The sequence below is a fragment of the Aminobacter sp. UC22_36 genome, assembly GCF_044056035.1.
Classification (GTDB): domain Bacteria; phylum Pseudomonadota; class Alphaproteobacteria; order Rhizobiales; family Rhizobiaceae; genus Aminobacter.
On record NZ_CP171996.1, the window covers coordinates 1,497,656 to 1,516,640 of the forward strand.

Here is an 18,985-nt window from a genome sequence, read left to right on the forward strand (position 1 = left end):
GCTCATGCTCCGGCGGCTGTTCCCCGGCGACCGACCTCCAGCACGTTGCGCAGCTTGTCGGGATTGCGCGTCACATAGATCGCGACAACCTTTCCTTGCTCGACATTCAAGGCTGTCGTCTGGACCGTCGTTTCCTCTTCGATGGTGATGAAACCCGGCAAGCCGTCGATCATCGCATAGCGGATCAGCTGCGAGGGACGCACGGCAAACAGACGCGCCAGGCCGGCATGGCGCGTCATGACGGCTTCGATCCCGACCCATGGCTGGGACGGCGCCGGAACCTGGCCGCCGCCATCGGCATAGGTGACGACATCCTCGGCGAGCATCGTGCGCAACGCCGCGAGATCGCCGGTTCTCGATGCACTGAAGAAAGCGGCGGCGAAGCGCAGACCTTCTTCTTTCGGCACAGCGAAGCGCTGCCTGGCGTCGTGGATATGCGTGCGTGCCCGGCTGGCGAGCTTGCGGCAGGTGGCGGCCTCGCGCCCGATCGCCTCGGCCACCGCCTCGAATTTCAACCCGAACACGTCGTGCAACAGGAACGCCGCACGCTCCAAGGGCGACAGGCGCTCCAGCGCGATCATCAAGGGAAGCGTGATGTCATCTGCCGCGTCCTCGTCTTCGGGGTCAAAAATCGGGTCCGGCAGCCAGGGGCCGATATAGGTCTCGCGCAGTCGTCGCGTCGACTTCAGTTCGTTGAGGCACAGGCGGGTGACGATCGTGCGCAGATAGGCGACCGGCTCGTCCACCATGCTGCGATCGGCGGCGAGCCAGCGCAGCCAGGCGTCATGAACGACATCCTCCGCATCGGCGATTGATCCCAACATCCGATAGGCGAGCCGGACAAGGCCCGGACGCTGATCGGAGAAGGCTGTGGTCAACGGAATCTCGGTCATCTGCGCTCCAGACTAAGCTGATGCCGAAACGACGTCACGCCCACGCGCAAACTGCAGTGCGGCATGGGCGACCCGCTTTCCCAGGTGGCGGGCGGTGGCGAGATCGGATTCGGGCGGTGCCGTTTCAGGGCCTTCGTCGGTGTTGGACTGCGCACCGGCGCCCAGCCAGAAACCCAGCCTGTTCAGGTCGGCTTCCGAACCTGACGAAGAGCTGTTTGACGGAGGCAGGTCGAGATTGATCCAGTGCATGCCGTGCTGTGCCGCAAACAGCGCGAACTGGATCAATGTGGCGAGCTTGTCGCCGGAGCGCGCGCCCGAATTGGTAAAGCCTGCCGCGAGCTTGTCTTTCCACAGATAGCCCTTGGCCATCACCGTCCTGGAGGTCGCTTCGGAGAAAGTTTTGAATGGCGCGGAAGCAGCGCCCATATAGGTCGGGGCGCCAAAGATGATGGCTTGCGCGCTATTGAGGTCGTCCCAATGCCGGTCGACGATCTCGACCGGCAGCAGAAATGCCTCGACCCCGGCGACGTCATGGATGCCGGCTTCGACGGCCTCTGCCTGACGCCGCGTGTGGCCGTAGCCGCTATGAAAGACGATCGCGATGCGCGTCGCGCCGCGGGCGGCCGCAATGTTGTCCATGGTCATGTCCTGTGCTGATGCAGTTACAGAAGTCATGACAAGCCAGCATCGCAAAATGTGACATGCGCGGTTGACTCTCCTAAGGCCACGCCTGCCGGCGCGGCCTTAGGAGCGGTTGCTCAGAGCCGGTTGATCGAGACGCCGCCATCGGCAAGCAAGGCCGTACCGGTGGTGAAGCTCGAGGCTTCCGAGGCGAGATAGAGCGCCGAACGCGCGATCTCCTCGGGCCGGGCAATACGCTTGAGCGCGTGCAGCCCCTCGACGAAGGCGCGCTCGTCGGCGGTCTTGAACGTCGCCATCGGCGTGTTGGTGCCGCCCGGCAGCAGCGCGTTGACGCGAATGCCCTGTGGCCCGTACTCGGCGGCGAGCACCTGCGTCAGGCCGATCAGCCCGGCTTTGCCGGAGGCATAGGCGGCCATACCCGGCATGCCGACGGTATGGCCGACAAAGGTCGAGGTGAAGATCAGCGAACCAGCCCCGCGCTTCAGCATCGCCGGGATCTGGTACTTGGCGCCGAGAAAGGCGCTGGTCAGGTTGGTCTCCAGCGCATCGGTCCAGTTCTCCAGCGAAATCCCGGTGATCGGCCCCATCTCGCCGACCATGCCGACATTGTTGAAAGCGATGTCGAGGCCGCCAAATGCGTCGACCGCCAGTTCGACCAGCGAACGGGCGAAAGCTTCGTCCTTGACGTCGCCGGCCAGCGTCCGTACCTCGCCGCCCGCGGCGGCAATCTCGCTCGCGGCAAGGTCCAGTTCCGCTGGCCGGCGCGCGGCGAGCACGACGCTTGCGCCTTGTGCGGCGAACAGCCTGGCCGTCGCCTTGCCAATGCCCGAGCTCGCTCCGGTGACGATCGCGACCTTTCCGTTCAAATCAAACATCGTTCATGCTCCTGTATGAGTGCGGCTGGCTGTTGCCGGTCGCGTTCGTACAGGTCGCAATTCGCGCGGCGCCCGGCCACCCGATACACGCGGCACAAACGGGCGGCGCAAAACGGCAGGCGCCGTCGCAAACAGTGCAAGGCTGGTCGTGAGATTTCGCTAGTGCTACACCTCGCGCTCTTAAGCTTCCGGCATCTGCGAGGCCCTGAAAAAATGCGGAAATATTCGGTTTTTGCCATAGCCCGTGAGGCGATGCGCGGCCACAAGGGCTGGGAGGAACAGTGGTCCTCGCCCGAGCCGAAGAGCGAATACGACGTCATCATCGTCGGCGCTGGCGGCCACGGCCTCGCCACCGCCTACTATCTCGCCAAGGAGCACGGCATCACCAATGTCGCGGTGCTGGAAAAGGGCTGGCTCGGTGGCGGCAACACCGGCCGCAACACCACCATCATCCGCTCCAATTATCTCTATGACGAATCGGCCGGCATCTACGACCACGCCCTGAAGCTGTGGGACGGTCTCAGCCAGGACCTCAATTACAACGTCATGTATTCGGCGCGCGGCGTCATGATGCTGGCGCACAACGTCCACGACGTGCAGGTGCTGAAGCGCCATGTTCATGCCAATCGTCTCAACGGCATCGACAATGAGTGGCTGACGCCGGAACAGGCCAGGGAGTTCTGCCCGCCGCTCAACATCTCGGCCTCGGCGCGCTACCCGGTCGTCGGCGCTTCGCTGCAGCGTCGCGGCGGCACCGCCCGCCACGATGCGGTTGCCTGGGGTTATGCCCGTGGCGCCTCCGATCGCGGCGTCCACATCATCCAGAATTGCGAAGTCACAGGCGTGCGGCGCACGCCGGACGGCCGCGTCTCGGGCGTCGAAACCTCGAAGGGTTTCATCGGTGCCAAGAAGGTCGGCGTCGTTGCCGCCGGCCACACCTCGGTCATCATGAACATGGCCGGCGTGCGCATGCCGCTCGAAAGCTATCCGCTGCAGGCGCTGGTGTCGGAGCCGGTCAAGCCGGTCTTCCCCTGCGTGGTGATGTCCAACACCGTGCACGCCTACATCTCGCAATCCGACAAGGGCGAGCTGGTCATTGGTGCCGGCACCGACCAGTACATCTCTTATTCGCAGACCGGCGGCCTGCACATCATCAATCACACGCTCGACGCCATCTGCGAGATGTTCCCGATGTTCACGCGCATGAAGATGCTGCGGTCGTGGGGCGGCATCGTCGACGTCACGCCTGATCGCTCGCCGATCCTGGCCAAGACGCCGGTGCCGGGGCTCTACGTCAATTGCGGCTGGGGCACGGGCGGCTTCAAGGCGACACCGGGTTCGGGCAACGTCTTTGCCCACACCATTGCCCGCGACGAACCGCATCCGATCAACGCGCCCTTCACCATCGAGCGCTTCCGCACCGGCCGCCTCATCGACGAGGCGGCAGCCGCGGCCGTGGCGCACTGAACCATGACCCGCCGAGCAAATCGTTTCTTTGTGATCATGGGGGTTGCGGGTTTCGGCACGTTGGTGGGCCTAATAGTGTTGTCTAATTATGGTTACAAGGAAGAAGTAATCAGACCATTCTTGCTCGATCATGTGGGGTACTTGTTGTTCCCATCTTTCTTTTCCCTTCTCTGGTTTGGGCTGATGCCGAGAGCAGGGACATGGATGTATCTGCAGGGTGGCTTTGACCATCCGCGTCGTAACTACATGTTCGAATTGGCGCTGTATCGTTTCCTTTTCCTAATCACTGATGATCCACGGGTTGTAGCAAGAAGGCGAGGTCAAAATTGACGTTGCCAATCTTCCATGCCCCTGGGCCTGCAAATAGAAGCTACCGTACCGGCTGCACAGCCGAAGAAGCGGCTTTCGTGGTGGAGGTGCGCCTATGACAACGCTCGCCGCCACCATAGCGGCAGTGGCCGCGCCGTTCGTCCTGGCCGACGAGAAGGGCATGTTCCATTTGCCCGACGCCAGCGAGGTCCGGCTGCAGGCGATCAGCCGCAACGGCAACGAGGCCGAGTGGCCGTTCTCGGTCGCTTCGGGCCTGCTCGCCTGCGTCTGGAGCGGCGGGCGCAGGGTCGTCTCCTTCATCGAGCAGCCCGAAGACCCCGATGACGAGCATGACGCCCCGCCCGGGCGCCACGTCATCGTCTCGGCCAATCCGTTCGAACTGAGCTTCCTCAACATCTCAAGCCGTGACCTCTTCTTGCCGGCGGACAACGTGGAAACGCTGATCAGGCGTGTCGCCCCGTTCGAGGCATTGGGGCAAAGGCTCTGCGACCAGCCGCAAGGCACCACAATCGGCCCCGGCGAACTCTAGGGATCATCCAGATGCTTCTCATTCACTGCCCCTATTGCGAGGAAGAGCGCCCCGAGCTCGAGTTCCGCAACGCCGGCGAGGCGCATATCGCGCGCTCGACCAACATCGCGGCCGAAAGCGACGAGGATTTCGAGAAGTTCTTCTTCATCCGCTCGAATCCCAAGGGCGTCATCTTTGAACGCTGGCGCCACATCCATGGCTGCGCGCGCTTCTTCAACGCCGCGCGCGACACCATCACCGACCGCTTCCTTTTGACCTACAAGGCGGGTGAGCCCAAGCCCGACCTGGCGAAACTTGCCATCGATGGCGGTCCCGCCGCCTGGGCCAACCGTCCGCCGGACCAGCTCAACGAAAAGCCCAAGGCAAAACGCTCGACCAAGGGAGAGGCATGATGGCCGGTACGTACCGCATTTCCGGCCAGGGCCGCCTGACGCCGGCCAAGACCGCACGCTTCACCTTCGACGGCAAGCCGATGACCGGCCTCGCCGGCGACACCGTTGCCTCGGCGCTGCTCGCCAATGGCGTGCATCTTGTCGGCCGCTCGTTCAAGTATCATCGCCCGCGCGGCATCCTGTCGGCCGGCGCCGAGGAGCCCAATGCGCTGGTGACGGTCGAGCGCGATGCCGCCCGCAAGACGCCCAACGTGCGGGCCACCGTGCAGGAGCTCTATGACGGTCTGACCGTCAACTCGCAGAACCGCTGGCCCTCGCTGTCCTTCGACGTAGGTGCCGTCAACGATCTGGCGTCGCCGATGTTTTCGGCCGGCTTCTATTACAAGACCTTCATGTGGCCGAAGGCTGCCTGGCACAAATTCTACGAACCCAACATCCGCGCGGCCGCCGGCTTGGGCATAGCACCCGACCAGCCCGATCCCGACCATTACTCGGCCCGCTACGCCCATTGCGAAGTGCTGGTGCTCGGCGGCGGTGCTGCCGGCCTTGCTGCGGCACTGGCCGCAGCGGAGACCGGCGTGCGCGTCATCCTCTGTGACGAGCAGGCCGATTTCGGTGGCGCGCTGCGCTACGAAAAGGGCGCTGTCATCGACGGCCAGGACGGCTGGAGCTGGGCCCAGGCGACGGTGGCGAAACTCGCCGCCATGGACAATGTGACGGTGCTGTCGCGCACCACGGCCTTCGGCTATTACGCGCAGAACTTTGTCGGCCTCGTCGAGCGGGTCACCGACCATCTCTCGCGTCCAGGCCGCGACGAGCCGCGCGAGCGGCTGTGGCAGGTCCGCGCCAGGCGCGTCGTCATCGCCACCGGTGCCATCGAGCGCCACATGGTGTTCGCCAATAATGACCGCCCCGGCGTCATGCTGGCCTCGGCCGCGCGCACCTTCCTCAACCATTACGGCGTCGTCGTCGGCAAAAATGTCGGCGTCTACACCGCCAATGACAGCGCCTATGCCGCCGCGATCGATCTCAAGAAGGCCGGCGTCGGCATCGCTGCCATCGTCGACCTGCGCGACAACCCGACCGGCCCGCTGGTCGACGAGGCGCGCGCGCTCGGCATCGAGGTCAACCACGGCCGCGCCGTCACCAGCGCCAATGGCAGCCAGCGCATCAAGTCGATGACCGTGCAGGCCAAGGCCGGCGGCGCCGAGCGTACCATCGCTGTCGACGCGCTTTTGATGTCGGCGGGCTGGACGCCGTCGGTGCACATGTTCTCGCAGTCGCGCGGCAAGGTCGCCTTCGACGATGCCACCAAGCGCTTCCTGCCCGGCACCTACGCCCAGGATTGCGTTTCGGTCGGCGCCTGCAACGGTTCCGACTCGCTGGAGGATACCGTCGCGCAGGCGCTCGCCGCCGGCGCCGATGCCGCCAGGTCTGCTGGCGCCAAGGCGTCCAGGGGAACGGCGCTCAAGGTCGAGGCGTCCGAGGGCTGGACCGGCGGCATGCTGGGTTCCGGTCCAGGTGCCGGTGCCGGTACCACCGTCAAGGCCTTCGTCGATTTCCAGAACGACGTCACCGCCAAGGACATCCGCCAGGCGGTGCATGAAGGCATGCGCTCGATCGAGCACGTCAAGCGCTTCACCACCAACGGCATGGCCACCGACCAGGGCAAGACGTCCAACATGCACGGCCTCGCCATCGCCGCCGAAGCACTCGGCAAGGACATCCCGCAGGTCGGCCTCACCACCTTCCGCGCGCCCTACACGCCGGTGACCTTTGGTGCCATCGTCAACCATGCCCGCCACGGCCTGTTCGACCCGACGCGCAAGACCGCGACCCACAGCTGGGCCGAAAGCCATGGTGCGGTGTTCGAGGATGTCGGCCAGTGGAAACGCGCCTGGTATTTTCCGCGCGCCGGCGAAGACATGCACGCCGCCGTCGACCGCGAATGCGTCACGGTGCGAAAAGCCGCCGGCCTGTTCGACGCCTCGACCCTCGGCAAGATCGAGGTCGTTGGCCCGGACGCGGCGAAATTCATGGAACTGCTCTACACCAACCCGTGGGAGAAGCTCGAAGTCGGCCGCTGCCGCTATGGCATCATGCTGCGCGAGGACGGCTTCATCTATGACGACGGTGTCGTCGGCCGCCTTGCCACCGACCGCTTCCATGTCACCACGACGACCGGTGGTGCGGCGCGCGTCATGAACCACATGGAGGACTACCTCCAGACCGAGTTCCCCAATCTCGACGTCTGGCTGACGTCGATCTCCGAGCAATGGGCGGTCATCGCCGTCCAGGGCCCCAACTCGCGCGACATCATCGCGCCGCTGGTCGAGGGCATCGACATATCAGACGAGGCCATGCCGCACATGTCGGTGCGCGAGGGCAAAATCTGTGGCGTGCCGACAAGGCTGTTCCGCATGTCGTTCACCGGCGATCGCGGCTTCGAGGTCAACGTGCCGGCCGACTATGGCCGCGCCGTCTGGGAAGCGCTGTGGGCCGAAGGCCAAAAGCATGGCGCGGCCGCCTACGGCACCGAGGCGATGCACGTGCTGCGCGCCGAGAAGGGCTACATCATCGTCGGCCAGGACACCGACGGCACCGTCACCCCCAACGACGCTGGCCTCGATTGGGCCGTCGGCAAGAAGAAGACCGACTTCGTCGGTATTCGCGGCCTGACGCGCCCCGACCTTCTGGCCAAGGGCCGCAAGCAGCTTGTCGGCCTCAGGACCAAGGATCCGCGCACGGTGCTCGAAGAGGGCGCGCAGATCGTCGAGAACCCCAAGCAGGCGATCCCGATGAAGATGATCGGCCATGTCACGTCGAGCTACTGGTCGGCCAATTGCGACCGCTCGATCGCCATGGGCCTTGTGCTGGGCGGGCGCGACCGCATCGGCGAGACGCTCTACGTGCCGATGCCCGACGGCGTCATCGAGGTGGAAGTCACCGGAACCGTGTTCTTCGACGAGAAGGGAGACCGCCTCAATGGCTAAGCTCGCAACCGCCACCCGCAACCCCGCTTTGTCAGGCCACAGTGTTGGCGGCCATGGCGTTTCGCTCAAGGTCCTGGCGCCGGCCAGCCGCATGTCGTTGCGGGCGCGCCCGGCTGCCGTTGCCGCTTTGTCGAAGGCGCTCGGCTTGAGCCTGCCCGACAAGGCCAAGACCTCGGCCGCCAAAGGTGGCCGCACCGTGCTCTGGCTCGGCCCCGACGAATGGCTTGTCATCGACGAGGCCGGCGGCGACCCCATCGCCGATTGTGCCCAGGTCAAGGGCCTGCACTCGGCGGTCGACGTCTCGCACCGCAACGTCGCCATCGCCGTCACTGGCCCCAATGCGGCTGCCACCATCAATGCCGGCTGCCCACAGGACCTGTCGCTTCAGGCTTTCCCGGTCGGTGCTGCCTCGCGCACCGTGCTCGGCAAGGTCGAGATGGTTCTGTTGCGCACCGGCGAGGACGCCTTCCGTCTGGAATGCTGGCGCTCGTTCTCCGACTATGTCTACGGCTTCCTGTCGGAGGCCGCGCGCGACGGCTAGTCCAGGCGCGGAGTTTCAGGCCAGGCAGAAGATGCGCCATGCCACGGAACCTCGGGGCAGGGCAGGCGTTTTCATCCCCGACATTTGCGCGGTGGATAAACGCGATGCCCTTCAGTTCCGAATCCGGCCTTAGGTTCATGCTTCCAAAGCGCGAGAGACGTGCCCGGCGCAGCGACGATCGGCCGAAGGACCAGCAGGTGCTGCAAGAGGAGCTCGACGAGGGTCTGGAAGACAGTTTCCCGGCCAGCGACCCCGTGTCGGTGACCTCGACGACCATCTCAGGCGCGCCAACCGGCGATGCCAAGGGCAGGAAGCACTAGGCCATCCCGCGAGCAGTCCGGGACAGCTTGACCCGGGATCCATGCCGTGACGTTCGAACTGTGGCGCCGGTCCAAGCAGAGCCTGTAACCCTCAGCGACGACCCGGATGACGCCTGCTGCGTGCCGGACAAGCACAGCCGCCGAGAAACGAAAAAGCCGCCCTGGGATGGGCGGCTTTTCTGGAGGTACTGAGAGAACACTCAGTTGAAGCTCGGCACGATCCACGGGTTGATGTCGATGCCGACGCGCGGCTTTTCCGCGCCGATCGAGTTGGTCGTCTGCGGGCCCTTGTCAGCCTTGATGGAGCCGGTCGAACCACAGTCGAGCTTCTTGCCGGATACGGTTTGGCTGCACAGGGTGGGCTCGTGCGTCGTCTTGTGGGTGTCGTTTGCCATTGCAAAGCCGCTCGTCGCGGCGAGAGCCGCGAGCGCCAGAATAGTCCGTCGCATTGTCATCTCCGTAAATTTTTGCCGTACGTGTACGGTACAACTTACAGATACGGCCGCACCTTGCGTTTTGCAAGGGGTAAGCCGTACGCGTACGAATTTATTTTGGATGCACTGACTGCACTGCTACCCAGGACACATGCCGGGTTCGTCGGTGAGCGGCGGCGTCTCGCTTGCGGCAAGGCCTGCCATGGCGAGGTCGCCCATCCGCATCACATAGGTCTTCGGATCGCCGAAGGGGTAAAAAGGGAAGGTGATCAGCAGCGAAACCGAGCCGTGCGCGACCGTCCACAGCGCGGTTGCGATGGCGCGGGCATCACCCTTCAGCACACCGGCGGCGAGGCACGCCTGCACCCGCTCGATGATGATCTGGAAAGCCGGGTTCTCGCGCTCCATCTGCGCGAACGTCTCTTCGGGCGGGTGCTTCTGCTTCTCGGTCATGAACACGGTGCGGTATTCGTTCGGATTGCCGAGCCCGAATTCGGCATATTCGGTGAGTGCCGCGCGCATCGCCGCGATAGGGTCTTCCGGCTGGTTTTGCCGCATCCGCCGCGCCAGGTCGGCAAAGGCATCCTCGGCCAGCGCCATCAGGATTTCCTGCTTGTCGGCAAAATAGGAATAGACCGACATCGGCGCATAGCCGACCCTTGTCGCCAGCTTGCGGATGGTCAGGCCGTCATAACCTTCCTCCCGTACAAGCGCGTGGGCCGCCGCAACCAGCTCGGCCCTCAGTTCGGCCTTCTGGAGTTCGCGTCGTTGTGCTGCACTGCTGGACAAGAAACCGCCCTACTGCTTTGCCTTGATCGGATCAAGCGAGTCTATACACCGAGCCGTGACGCGGCAAGGCGAGCGACGACGTAGCTCATCGGGACTAGCGCAATTCCAGGAAAACTGTGCAGCGGTTTTCCGTCCCGAATTGCGCAGCAACACGAAGACGGGGGGGTCAGGCGGTTTCGCGCTTGGGCTCGACGAAAGTCATGGTCAGCCAGCGCGCGGTGAGCGCCGGCTTCTTCTGATCCTCGATCTCGATCGTCACGTCGTGGGTGGCCTGGATCCAGCCGGACGGGCGGATCTTCAGCCCGGAGAGCACGAAGCGGGTGCGGATGCGTGAGCCGGTCTTGACCGGAGCGACGAATTTCAGTTCCTCGAAGCCCTGGTTGATGCCCATGCTGCCGCCTTCGACCGAAGGCAGCGTGTCGAAGGTCATCGCCGAAAGCAGCGACAGTGTCAGGAAGCCATGCGCGATGGTGCCGCCAAAAGGCGTCTCGGCTGCGGCGCGGTCGGGATCGCAATGGATGAACTGGTGGTCGTCGGTGGCGTCGGCAAACTGGTCGATCATCAGCTGGGTGACGGTGCGCCACGGCGACACGCCAACCTCCTTGCCGAGGTTGGCCTGAAGTTCGTCGAGAGTGATCGATTTCAGGCTCATTGCATCCTGTCCTGCATAAGAAAAAGTCATGCGGCGCTGTAACTGCGAGGACTGATACAGAATCAGACACGCCATGTCATCGCTTGCGGCGGCAAATCGGTCGCAGATTGGCCAGTATCGGCAGATGATGTTGCTATTCCGCCGGTTCGACGCCGGTATAGGCGGCTTCCTCGAGTTCGCGCTTGAGGCGGCTCTCCTCGGCGACCTTGGGCGTGATGAAGCGGCCGAGCAGCAGATAGGCAACCGGGGTCAGGAACAGCGTCGAGATCGTGGCCAGGCCGAGGCCGCCGACGATCACCCAGCCAAGCGCGATGCGGGCCTCCGCACCGGCACCTTGCGCCAGCACCAAGGGCAGGCCGCCGAGCACGGTACAGATCATCGTCATCATCACCGGGCGCAGGCGGATCGTTGCGGCTTCCTCGATCGCCTGGCGCACGCCCATGCCGCGGTCGCGCAGCTGGTTGGCGAACTCGACCACCAGGATGCCGTTCTTGGCCATCACGCCGACAAGCAGCACCAGCCCGATCTGGCTGTAGGCATTGAGCGAGGTTCCGGTCAAAATCAGCGCGAAGACGGCGCAGGCGAGGCCGAGCGGCACGGTCGCCATGATGATGATTGCCGAAACGAAGCTTTCGAACTGTGCCGCCAGCACCAGCAGGATGATGACGATGGCGAAGCCGAAGATCGTCAGCATGGAGCCGCTGGTCTCGTTCAGCGTCGCTGCCTCGGCAAGCGGCAACAGGCGGCTGCCTGCCGGCAGCACGGGGGCTGCGATCTGCTCGACTTCCTTCAGTGCATCGCCAAGCGCGAAGTCGTCGGCGAGGCCGGCGGTGATCGCCACCGAGCGTTGCTGCTGTTCGCGCGACAGCGACGGCGGCACGGCGCGTTCGGAAAGTGTGGCGATGGTCGACACCGGCACGAAGCGGCCGTCTGTCGTCCTGATGAAGATGTTTTCGAGGTCGGTCGAATCGTTGATCGGATTGGTGGTCGAGACCAGCTTCACGTCGTAGCTGCGGTCCTCGATGAACACGCTGGTGATCTTGCGGCCGTCGAGCATCGCCTGCAGCGCCGGCGACAGCCCCTTGATGTCGATGCCAAGGTCGGAGGCGCGCTCGCGGTCGACGGTGACGAACAGCTGCGGCTGGTTGGCGTCGGTGCTCAGGCGCGGCTGGCGAAAGCGCGGATCCTTCTCCATTTCGGCCAGCACCTTGGTGGCGGCAGTGCCGAGGTCGGCGTAGCTGTTGCCGATCAGCGCGAATTGCAGGCCGTTGCCGGCGCCACGAATGCCGAGGCTGTTGGGCTGGCCGACGGTGGTGCGCACGCCCGGCACCTGGCTGGTGCGGGACAGGATGTCGGCGGCGATCTCCTGCTGGGTGCGGCTGCGCTCGCTCCACGGCGCCAGTGACAGCACCATGAAGCCGCTATTGTTGTTGTTGCCCATGCCGGCGCTGACGAAGGTGCTTTCGATCTCGCCCGATTTGCGCAGCGGCTCGATCAGCCCCTCGATGCGGCGCAGCTGCGAGGCAGTGTAGTCGAGGCTGACGCCTTGCGGGGCGGAGACACGCAGCATCACCAGCGAACGGTCCTCGGTCGGCGTCAGTTCCTGGCGCACGCTGCCGAAGGCGATGTAGGCAGCGCCGGCAAACAGCAGCGACACCAGGATGACGATGGCGGGCGCATTGAGGCAGGCATGCAGGCAACGCCTGTACAGTGCTGCGAGCTTGGTGCCGAGCTTGCCGAGCGCGCCGCCATGGCTGTGCTCGATGCTTTTTTCGGTCAGCATGCGCGAGGCCAGCATCGGGCACAGCGACAGCGCCACGATCGACGACAGCAGCACCGAGATCGCCAGCACGAAACCGAATTCGCGGAACAGGCCGCCGGTCTGGCCGGGCAGGAACGAGATCGGGATGAACACCGCGGCAAGCGTTGCGGTCGTTGCCACCACGGCGAAAAACACCTCCTGGGTGCCGAGCACGGCGGCGGCGCGCGGGCCCATGCCTTCGTTGCGACGGCGCACGATGTTTTCGAGCACGACGATGGCGTCGTCGACGACGAGACCCGTCGCCAGCACCAGCGCCAGAAGCGTCAGGATGTTGACCGAGAAGCCGGCGAGATAGATGCCGGCGATGGTGCCGATCATTGCCACCGGCATGGCGAAGCCGGGGATCAGCGTCGCGCGCCAGTCCTGCAGGAAGGCGTAGATGACGATCAAGACGATCGTCACCGACAGGATCAGCGCGATCTCGACCTCGTGGATGGCGCCCTGGACGAAGGTCGCGTCATCGGATGTGACGCGAATGGTCATGCCGGCGGGCAAGGTGGTCTGGATCTTTTCGGCTGCCGCGCGCACGCCCTTGGAAATGTCGAGCGTGCTCGACTGGGCCTGGCGCACGATGCCGATGCCGATGCCGGTCTTGCCGTCGGAGCGCAGCGAGGTCGAGCCGGGGTCACCGCCGAGCGTGACGGTGGCGACGTCGCCGAGCTTGGTCCTGCCGTTGATGATGATGCTTTCAAAGGCCTCGGGCGTCGTCACGGCGGCACTGGCGCGGACGATCAGGTCCTGGTTGCCGACGGTCAGCGAACCGGCCGGCGCGTCGAAGGAGACGCTCGCCAGCGCGTTGGAGATGTCGGCCAGCGTCAGGCCGAGGCTCGCCACCTTGGCCTGGTCGATGTCGACCCGGAACACCTTGGCGCGGTCGCCATAGGTCTGCACGTCGGCGACGCCGTCGACGGCGGCCAGCGTGTCGACGATCTGGTCCTCGACGAGGATCGTCATGTCCTCGACCGGCATGGTGTCGGAAGTGACTGCCAGGCGCATCACCGCGTCGGCATTGGCGTCGGCCTTGACGATGCGCGGTGCGTCGGCGTCGTCGGGCAGCGAATTGGTCACCCGGCCGACGGCGTCGCGCATGTCGGAGGCAGCGACATTGAGGTCGACGCCGTCATTAAATTCCACCGTCACCCGGCTGTTGCCGTAGGACGAACTCGACGAGATCGACTTGACGCCGGTGACACGCGCCACCGCACCTTCGACCACCGCCGTCACCTCGCGGTCGACGATCTCGGCCGCGGCATCGGAATAGCTCGTCGACACGGTGATGACCGGTCGATCGACATCGGGCAATTCGCGCACCTCGACGCCGTAGAAGGCGGCGAGGCCGGCAACGACAATCAGCGTATTGATGACGAAGGCCAGCACCGGCCGGCGCACGAAAAGTGCCGTGATGCCTTTTTCGGCGTTGTCGTTTTGCATGGTGCTCATGTCAGCGCTCCCGCTCAGGAGCCGCTGCCGGCGGGCTCGCGGCCGGCAATCAAAAGCTCAGCCCCTTCGCGCACCGTGTGGATGCCTTCGGTCACGACCTTGTCGCCTGCGGTCAGTGCCGCCTGGACCAGCACGCTGTCGGTGTTGCGCTGGATGATGCGCACCGGCACGCGCTTGGCCTTGCCGTTGTCGAGCGCCCAGACGAAGGCACCGTCGCCGCCCCACTGGATCGCCAGGGGATCGACCGACGGATAGGTATCGCCGGGGAAGTGCATGGCAACCTGGAACGACATGCCGGCGCGCAACGCGTCGTCGTCATTGTCGAGGCGGGCCTGGATGCGCAGCGTGCGGCTCTGCTCGTCGAGCCGGTTGTCGACAGCACTGACCTCGCCTTCGAACACCTGGCCGGGACGGGCGACCGAACTTGCCGTCAGCGGTGCGCCGACTGAAATCAGCCCGGTGAAACGCTCGGGCACCCAGATGTCGACGATGATCCTGGAACGGTCATCGATGGTGGCGATGGTGGTCTGGCTGGTGACGTAGTTGCCGGCTTCGACGGGCAGGATGCCAACGATGCCGGCGATCGGTGCCGTGATGGTGCGGCGGTTAAGCGCCAGTGCGGCATCGCGCACGCCAAGGCGCGCATTGTCGAGGGCGAGCTCGGCTTCCCTGAGCTGCACAGCGCTTGCGGTATTGGTGGCGCGCAGCGCCTTGATGCGCTCCAGCGCCGCCTCGGCATCGCCCTGGGCGATGCGGGCGCGTTCGAGCGCGATCTCTTCCGAATCCGAATCGAGTTTGGCTATGACGGTGCCGGCTTCGATCTTTTCGCCGGCGCTGACCGTAATTTCGGTAAGCCGCCCGGAGGCATAGGGGTTGATGACGACCGAGTTCCGCGCCCGGCCGGTGCCGATCGCCGACAGCCGGTCGTTGATCGTGCCCGTTGCCACCGCCTGGGTGACGACCGGCGTCTGCGGCTGGCCGCCGCGATTGCCGCCCTGGCGGTTGCCGCCGCCGCGCGCCGTCTGCGGCTGTTCGGTCTTGGCCTGGGCCCAGTCGATGCCCCAGCTGGCGAGAACCGTGCGCGAGCTCGGCACCAGCAGCACCCATCCGGCGGCTGCCGCAAGTACAATGGCAATTGCCAAGACAATCTGCTTCCAGGCGGCCATGCGTACTCCGGTCTGCTGCGTTTTCGTTCCGCTCGGGAACACGTGGCTTCTCATCGCTGGCAAGGCACTGCGCCGTCGCCGCACCTTGCCAAGGGATCGTTCGTCGGCAACCGGACGCAAGCCCGCACGGGCGCGCCAGTATAGCCTAGTTCGTCAGCGGAGGATTAGGGCAATTCTCGGCGCGTAGCACATTAAATCTGCGTAATATTTGCAGGATTGGCTTTGCGTTCAGCGCAGATCCTCGATCGCACGGATGCGCTTTGCGCCCTCGCTTTCGAGCTGGCGCGTCAACGCGCCGATCACCGCTTCGGCGGCGACGAACAGCGCGGCCGAGGAGTCCCAGGCCGAAGGCACGGCGGTGCGCCCGGCGATGACGTGGCGGGCGAAACGCGCGATCGGCGACAGCCACTGGTCGGTGAACAGGATGATCGTCGCGCCCCTGTTATGCGCCTTTTCGGCGAAGCGGATCAGGCTGCCCTGGTAGCGGCGGATGTCGAAGATCAGCAGCGTGTCGCGCTTGCCCATGTCGATCAGCCGGTCGCGCCACAGGCTTTCCTGGCCGACGAGATGGGTGACGTTGGGCCGGATCAGGTTGAGATGGGCTGCCATGTAGCGTGCCAGCGGATCGGTGAAGCGGCCGCCGACGAGATAGACATGGGCCTTCGGGCTGGCGAGCTGGGTTACGATATCGGCGAGCTGACGCTCGGAAATATGCCTAAACGTCTCGCGGATGTTTTCGAGCACCGCTTCCAGGATCGGCGCCGTCGACGCGGGCAGGAGCGATGGCGTGGTGTTGGTGCGCGATGCTGGCGACTGCAGCTGTGCTGCCAGCTCGTCCTGCAGCGCCGACTGGAACTCGGGATAGTTCTGGAAGCCGAGCCTGGCGACGAAACGCAGGATGGTGGGCGAGGAAACGCCGGCCTGCTGCGAGAATTCGGCCACCGTCTTCAGGCCGATCAGCGGGTAGGAGGCGATCAGCGTCTGCGCTGCCCGGCGTTCGCCGGCAGGCATGGTGTCGATCTTTTCGGTGATCAGTTCGGCAACGCTCGAAACCATCTATATCCCCTGCCTTATCGGTTGCCGCCCTGGCCCAGCGCTCAGTCTGGTTTAGGCCTGAAATGACATTTGACAAACTCGTCCAAAGTGTATGAAATCATCCATAGGGGCGCAATGAACAAAAATACGTAACATACGATACGGCCCCGGGGATGACTGAATGGGATCGGGCCAGGCCGCTGCGCGTGCAATGTCGAATGCCGTCCGGGTGACAAACCGGGCCGGGCGCAGCCCCTTTGTCATCCTGTGCGATCACGCCTCCAATCATCTGCCAGCAAGCTACGGCACCCTTGGCCTCGACGCCGCCGAGATGTTGCGCCACATCGCCTGGGATCCCGGCGCCTTGCCAGTTGCCCAGCGCCTGGCCGAGGGCCTCGACGCGACGCTTGTCGAATCCTGCGTGTCGCGTCTCGCCATCGACTGCAACCGTCCGCTCGGCGCCCACGACCTGATCCCGGAGATCAGCGAGACCACCGCCATCCCTGGAAACGCGGCACTCTCGGCCACTCAGCGCGAGGCGCGAATCGCGCTATCATGGCGCCCGTTCCACGAGGCGATCGACGAGGTCGTTGCGGAACGGCTCCGCGAAGGGCGGGAGACGAGACTGGTGTCTGTCCATTCCTTCACTCCTGTCTACAAGGGCGTTTTCGCGCCCCTGGCACATTGGCATCATCCATGACGAGGATGCCCGGCTTGCCGCACCGCTGATCGCAGCACTGCAGGGGCTCGACGGCATTACCGTCGGCGTCAACGAGCCATATGCGCCGGCCGACCGCGTCTACTTCACCTTGGAACACCACGGCAGGTCGCGCGGCCTGCCGTGCGCGATGATCGAAATCCGCAACGACGAAATCTCGGCGCAGACCGGGCAGCGGAAATGGGCGGATCTGCTCACGGGCATCTTTGCAGAGCTCGAACCGGAAGCGGGCGAGGCAGCCCCATTCCAGACGGGCAACGGACGCGCAGCTCAATCGAAGGCATAACAATAAGGGGACACTGAAATGACAGCGCCTGGTTATTCCGACAAAGACAAGAGTGAGGACGTCCAGGTCCTCCACAGTATGGGCTACGCCCAGGAACTCGAACGGCGAATGAGCCAGTTCTCGAATTTCGCGGTTTCGTTCTCCATCATCTGCATCCTGTCAGGCGGCATCAATTCGCTGGCGCAGGCAACGTCGGGCGCAGGCGGTGCCGCCATCGGCATCGGCTGGCCGCTCGGCTGCTTCGTGTCGCTGGTGTTCGCCGTGGCCATGGCGCAGATCAGCTCGGCCTATCCGACGGCCGGCGGCCTCTATCACTGGGGTTCGATCCTCGGCAACCGCTTCACCGGCTGGCTGACCGCCTGGTTCAACCTGCTCGGCCTCGTCACCGTGCTCGGCGCCATCAATGTCGGCACCTACTACTTCTTCATGGGCGCCTTCGGCACGAGCTATCTCGGGCTCGAAGACACCACCACCACCCGCATCGTCTTCCTGGCCGTCATCACCGGGTTGCAGGCGCTGGTGAACCACATGGGCATCGGCCTCACCGCCAAGCTCACCGACTTCTCCGGCTATCTCATCTTCGCAACGGCAATTGCCCTGGCGGTCGTCTGCCTGGCAGCTGCCGACAGCTACGAGATCTCCAGGCTGTTCACCTTCTCGAATTACTCGGGTGAGGCTGGCGGCAACGTGTGGCCGGCCAACTCGTCGATGTGGGTGTTCCTGCTCGGCCTGTTGCTGCCGATCTACACCATCACCGGCTACGACGCCTCGGCGCATACCTCGGAAGAAACGCTGAAGGCGGCGCATTCGGTGCCGCGCGCCATGATCGGTTCGGTGCTGTGGTCGGCCCTGTTCGGCTACATCATGCTGTGCGCTTTCGTGCTCATGCTGCCGAGCATGGACGAAGCCGCCAAGCAGGGCTGGAACGTGTTCTTCTGGGGCATGGAGCAGCAGGTCAATCCTGTCGTGAAGGACATCCTCTACCTCGCCATCTTCGTCGCCCAGTGGCTCTGCGGCCTGGCGACCGTGACGTCGGTCTCGCGCATGATCTTCGCCTTCTCGCGTGACGGCGGCCTGCCGGGCTCCAAGGCACTCGCCAAGGTCAGCCCGACCTATCGTACCCCTGTGGCTGCGATCTGGACCGGTTCGATCCTGGCTGTCCTGTTCGTCTGGGGTTCGTCGCTGGTCTCCATCGGCGAGACGCCTGTCTACACCATCGTCGTCGCCTGCACGGTCATCTTCCTGTTCTTCTCCTTCACCATTCCGATCGCGCTTGGCCTGATGGCCTGGGGCACCTCGAAGTGGGACAAGATGGGTCCGTTCAATCTCGGCGAAGGTGTGTTCAAGCTGTTTGCGGTGCTGTCGATCATCGCCATGATCCTGATCTTCGTGATCGGCATCCAGCCGCCGAACGACTGGGCGCTCTACATCACCGTCGGCTTCCTGATCGTCACCGGCATCGTCTGGTTCGGCTTCGAAGCCAGGCGCTTCCAGGGTCCGCCGATCGGCGACCAGGTGGCCAAGCGTGCCGCCGAGATCGCAGCGGCTGAACGTGCCGTCGGCGAAACCGGACACTGACAGTTCTCTAAATGGCCGTGGCCGGCCAGGTGCCGGCCACGTCTTGTTTCAACCCTCAGAACGATCTTCCAAAACCTGAAAGT

At 64.5% G+C, this 18,985-nt stretch carries 18 protein-coding genes and 1 pseudogene; 10 read left to right on the plus strand and 9 right to left on the minus strand.

Going from position 1 to position 18,985, the window contains the following annotated elements; all coding sequences use genetic code 11:
- Window positions 1–2: 2 nt before the first annotated feature.
- From ACHMW7_RS10520 to ACHMW7_RS10530, 3 genes are all read right to left on the minus strand, one after another.
- Window positions 3–893: a sigma-70 family RNA polymerase sigma factor gene (locus ACHMW7_RS10520; RefSeq protein WP_395450188.1), complete on the minus strand. Its 891-nt coding sequence runs from the start codon at window positions 891–893 to the stop codon at window positions 3–5.
- 12 nt (window positions 894–905) lie between these two features.
- Window positions 906–1,532: a flavodoxin family protein gene (locus ACHMW7_RS10525; RefSeq protein WP_395450189.1), complete on the minus strand. Its 627-nt coding sequence runs from the start codon at window positions 1,530–1,532 to the stop codon at window positions 906–908.
- Window positions 1,533–1,651: 119 nt separating this feature from the next.
- Entirely contained in the window at window positions 1,652–2,410 is a 759-nt protein-coding gene (locus ACHMW7_RS10530) for an SDR family oxidoreductase (protein ID WP_395450190.1), read from the minus strand.
- Window positions 2,411–2,623: 213 nt separating this feature from the next.
- Between ACHMW7_RS10530 and ACHMW7_RS10535 the strand changes: the two genes are divergently transcribed.
- The 7 genes from ACHMW7_RS10535 (at window position 2,624) to ACHMW7_RS10565 (ending at window position 8,982) form a co-directional block, all read left to right on the plus strand.
- Complete coding sequence (locus tag ACHMW7_RS10535; protein WP_055979858.1) at window positions 2,624–3,877, plus strand: sarcosine oxidase subunit beta; 1,254 nt, start codon at window positions 2,624–2,626, stop codon at window positions 3,875–3,877.
- Window positions 3,878–3,880: 3 nt separating this feature from the next.
- A complete protein-coding gene (locus ACHMW7_RS10540) occupies window positions 3,881–4,207 on the plus strand; it encodes a hypothetical protein (RefSeq protein WP_395450191.1) in 327 nt (108 codons plus the stop codon).
- Between the two features lie 94 nt (window positions 4,208–4,301).
- Window positions 4,302–4,736 (plus strand): hypothetical protein, encoded by a 435-nt coding sequence (locus ACHMW7_RS10545; RefSeq protein WP_395450192.1) that lies wholly within the window; start codon window positions 4,302–4,304, stop codon window positions 4,734–4,736.
- 11 nt (window positions 4,737–4,747) lie between these two features.
- Window positions 4,748–5,128, plus strand: coding sequence for a sarcosine oxidase subunit delta (locus tag ACHMW7_RS10550; protein ID WP_395450193.1), 381 nt, complete (start codon window positions 4,748–4,750; stop codon window positions 5,126–5,128).
- Window positions 5,128–8,121, plus strand: coding sequence for a sarcosine oxidase subunit alpha (locus ACHMW7_RS10555; protein ID WP_395451308.1), 2,994 nt, complete (start codon window positions 5,128–5,130; stop codon window positions 8,119–8,121). Before ACHMW7_RS10550 ends, ACHMW7_RS10555 begins: the two co-directional genes overlap by 1 nt.
- Window positions 8,114–8,662 (plus strand): sarcosine oxidase subunit gamma, encoded by a 549-nt coding sequence (locus tag ACHMW7_RS10560; RefSeq protein WP_395450194.1) that lies wholly within the window; start codon window positions 8,114–8,116, stop codon window positions 8,660–8,662. Before ACHMW7_RS10555 ends, ACHMW7_RS10560 begins: the two co-directional genes overlap by 8 nt.
- 104 nt (window positions 8,663–8,766) lie before the next feature.
- Window positions 8,767–8,982 (plus strand): hypothetical protein, encoded by a 216-nt coding sequence (locus ACHMW7_RS10565; protein ID WP_395450195.1) that lies wholly within the window; start codon window positions 8,767–8,769, stop codon window positions 8,980–8,982.
- 200 nt (window positions 8,983–9,182) lie between these two features.
- Here the strand turns inward: ACHMW7_RS10565 and ACHMW7_RS10570 are convergent, their stop codons facing one another.
- From ACHMW7_RS10570 to ACHMW7_RS10595, 6 genes are all read right to left on the minus strand, one after another.
- Entirely contained in the window at window positions 9,183–9,431 is a 249-nt protein-coding gene (locus ACHMW7_RS10570; protein ID WP_395450196.1) for a DUF680 domain-containing protein, read from the minus strand.
- Window positions 9,432–9,554: 123 nt separating this feature from the next.
- Window positions 9,555–10,205, minus strand: coding sequence for a TetR/AcrR family transcriptional regulator (locus ACHMW7_RS10575; protein WP_395450197.1), 651 nt, complete (start codon window positions 10,203–10,205; stop codon window positions 9,555–9,557).
- 166 nt (window positions 10,206–10,371) lie between these two features.
- Window positions 10,372–10,857 (minus strand): MaoC family dehydratase, encoded by a 486-nt coding sequence (locus tag ACHMW7_RS10580; protein WP_275945181.1) that lies wholly within the window; start codon window positions 10,855–10,857, stop codon window positions 10,372–10,374.
- A gap of 133 nt (window positions 10,858–10,990) precedes the next feature.
- A complete protein-coding gene (locus ACHMW7_RS10585; RefSeq protein WP_395450198.1) occupies window positions 10,991–14,119 on the minus strand; it encodes an efflux RND transporter permease subunit in 3,129 nt (1,042 codons plus the stop codon).
- A gap of 14 nt (window positions 14,120–14,133) precedes the next feature.
- Window positions 14,134–15,285 carry an efflux RND transporter periplasmic adaptor subunit gene (locus ACHMW7_RS10590; protein ID WP_395450199.1) on the minus strand — a complete coding sequence of 384 codons (1,152 nt, stop codon included), beginning with the start codon at window positions 15,283–15,285 and terminating at the stop codon, window positions 14,134–14,136.
- Between the two features lie 228 nt (window positions 15,286–15,513).
- Complete coding sequence (locus tag ACHMW7_RS10595; protein WP_395450200.1) at window positions 15,514–16,341, minus strand: MurR/RpiR family transcriptional regulator; 828 nt, start codon at window positions 16,339–16,341, stop codon at window positions 15,514–15,516.
- Window positions 16,342–16,531: 190 nt separating this feature from the next.
- Here ACHMW7_RS10595 and ACHMW7_RS10600 point away from each other — a divergent pair.
- The 3 genes and pseudogenes from ACHMW7_RS10600 to ACHMW7_RS10610 all read left to right on the plus strand — a co-directional run.
- Window positions 16,532–17,132: pseudogene (locus ACHMW7_RS10600) on the plus strand (N-formylglutamate amidohydrolase); the annotation flags it as partial.
- A gap of 36 nt (window positions 17,133–17,168) precedes the next feature.
- The gene (locus ACHMW7_RS10605) at window positions 17,169–17,324 is read left to right on the plus strand and encodes a hypothetical protein (RefSeq protein WP_395451493.1); all 156 of its coding nucleotides are present in this window, start codon (window positions 17,169–17,171) and stop codon (window positions 17,322–17,324) included.
- 18 nt (window positions 17,325–17,342) lie between these two features.
- A complete protein-coding gene (locus tag ACHMW7_RS10610; protein ID WP_395450201.1) occupies window positions 17,343–18,902 on the plus strand; it encodes an amino acid permease in 1,560 nt (519 codons plus the stop codon).
- Window positions 18,903–18,985 lie beyond the last annotated feature (83 nt).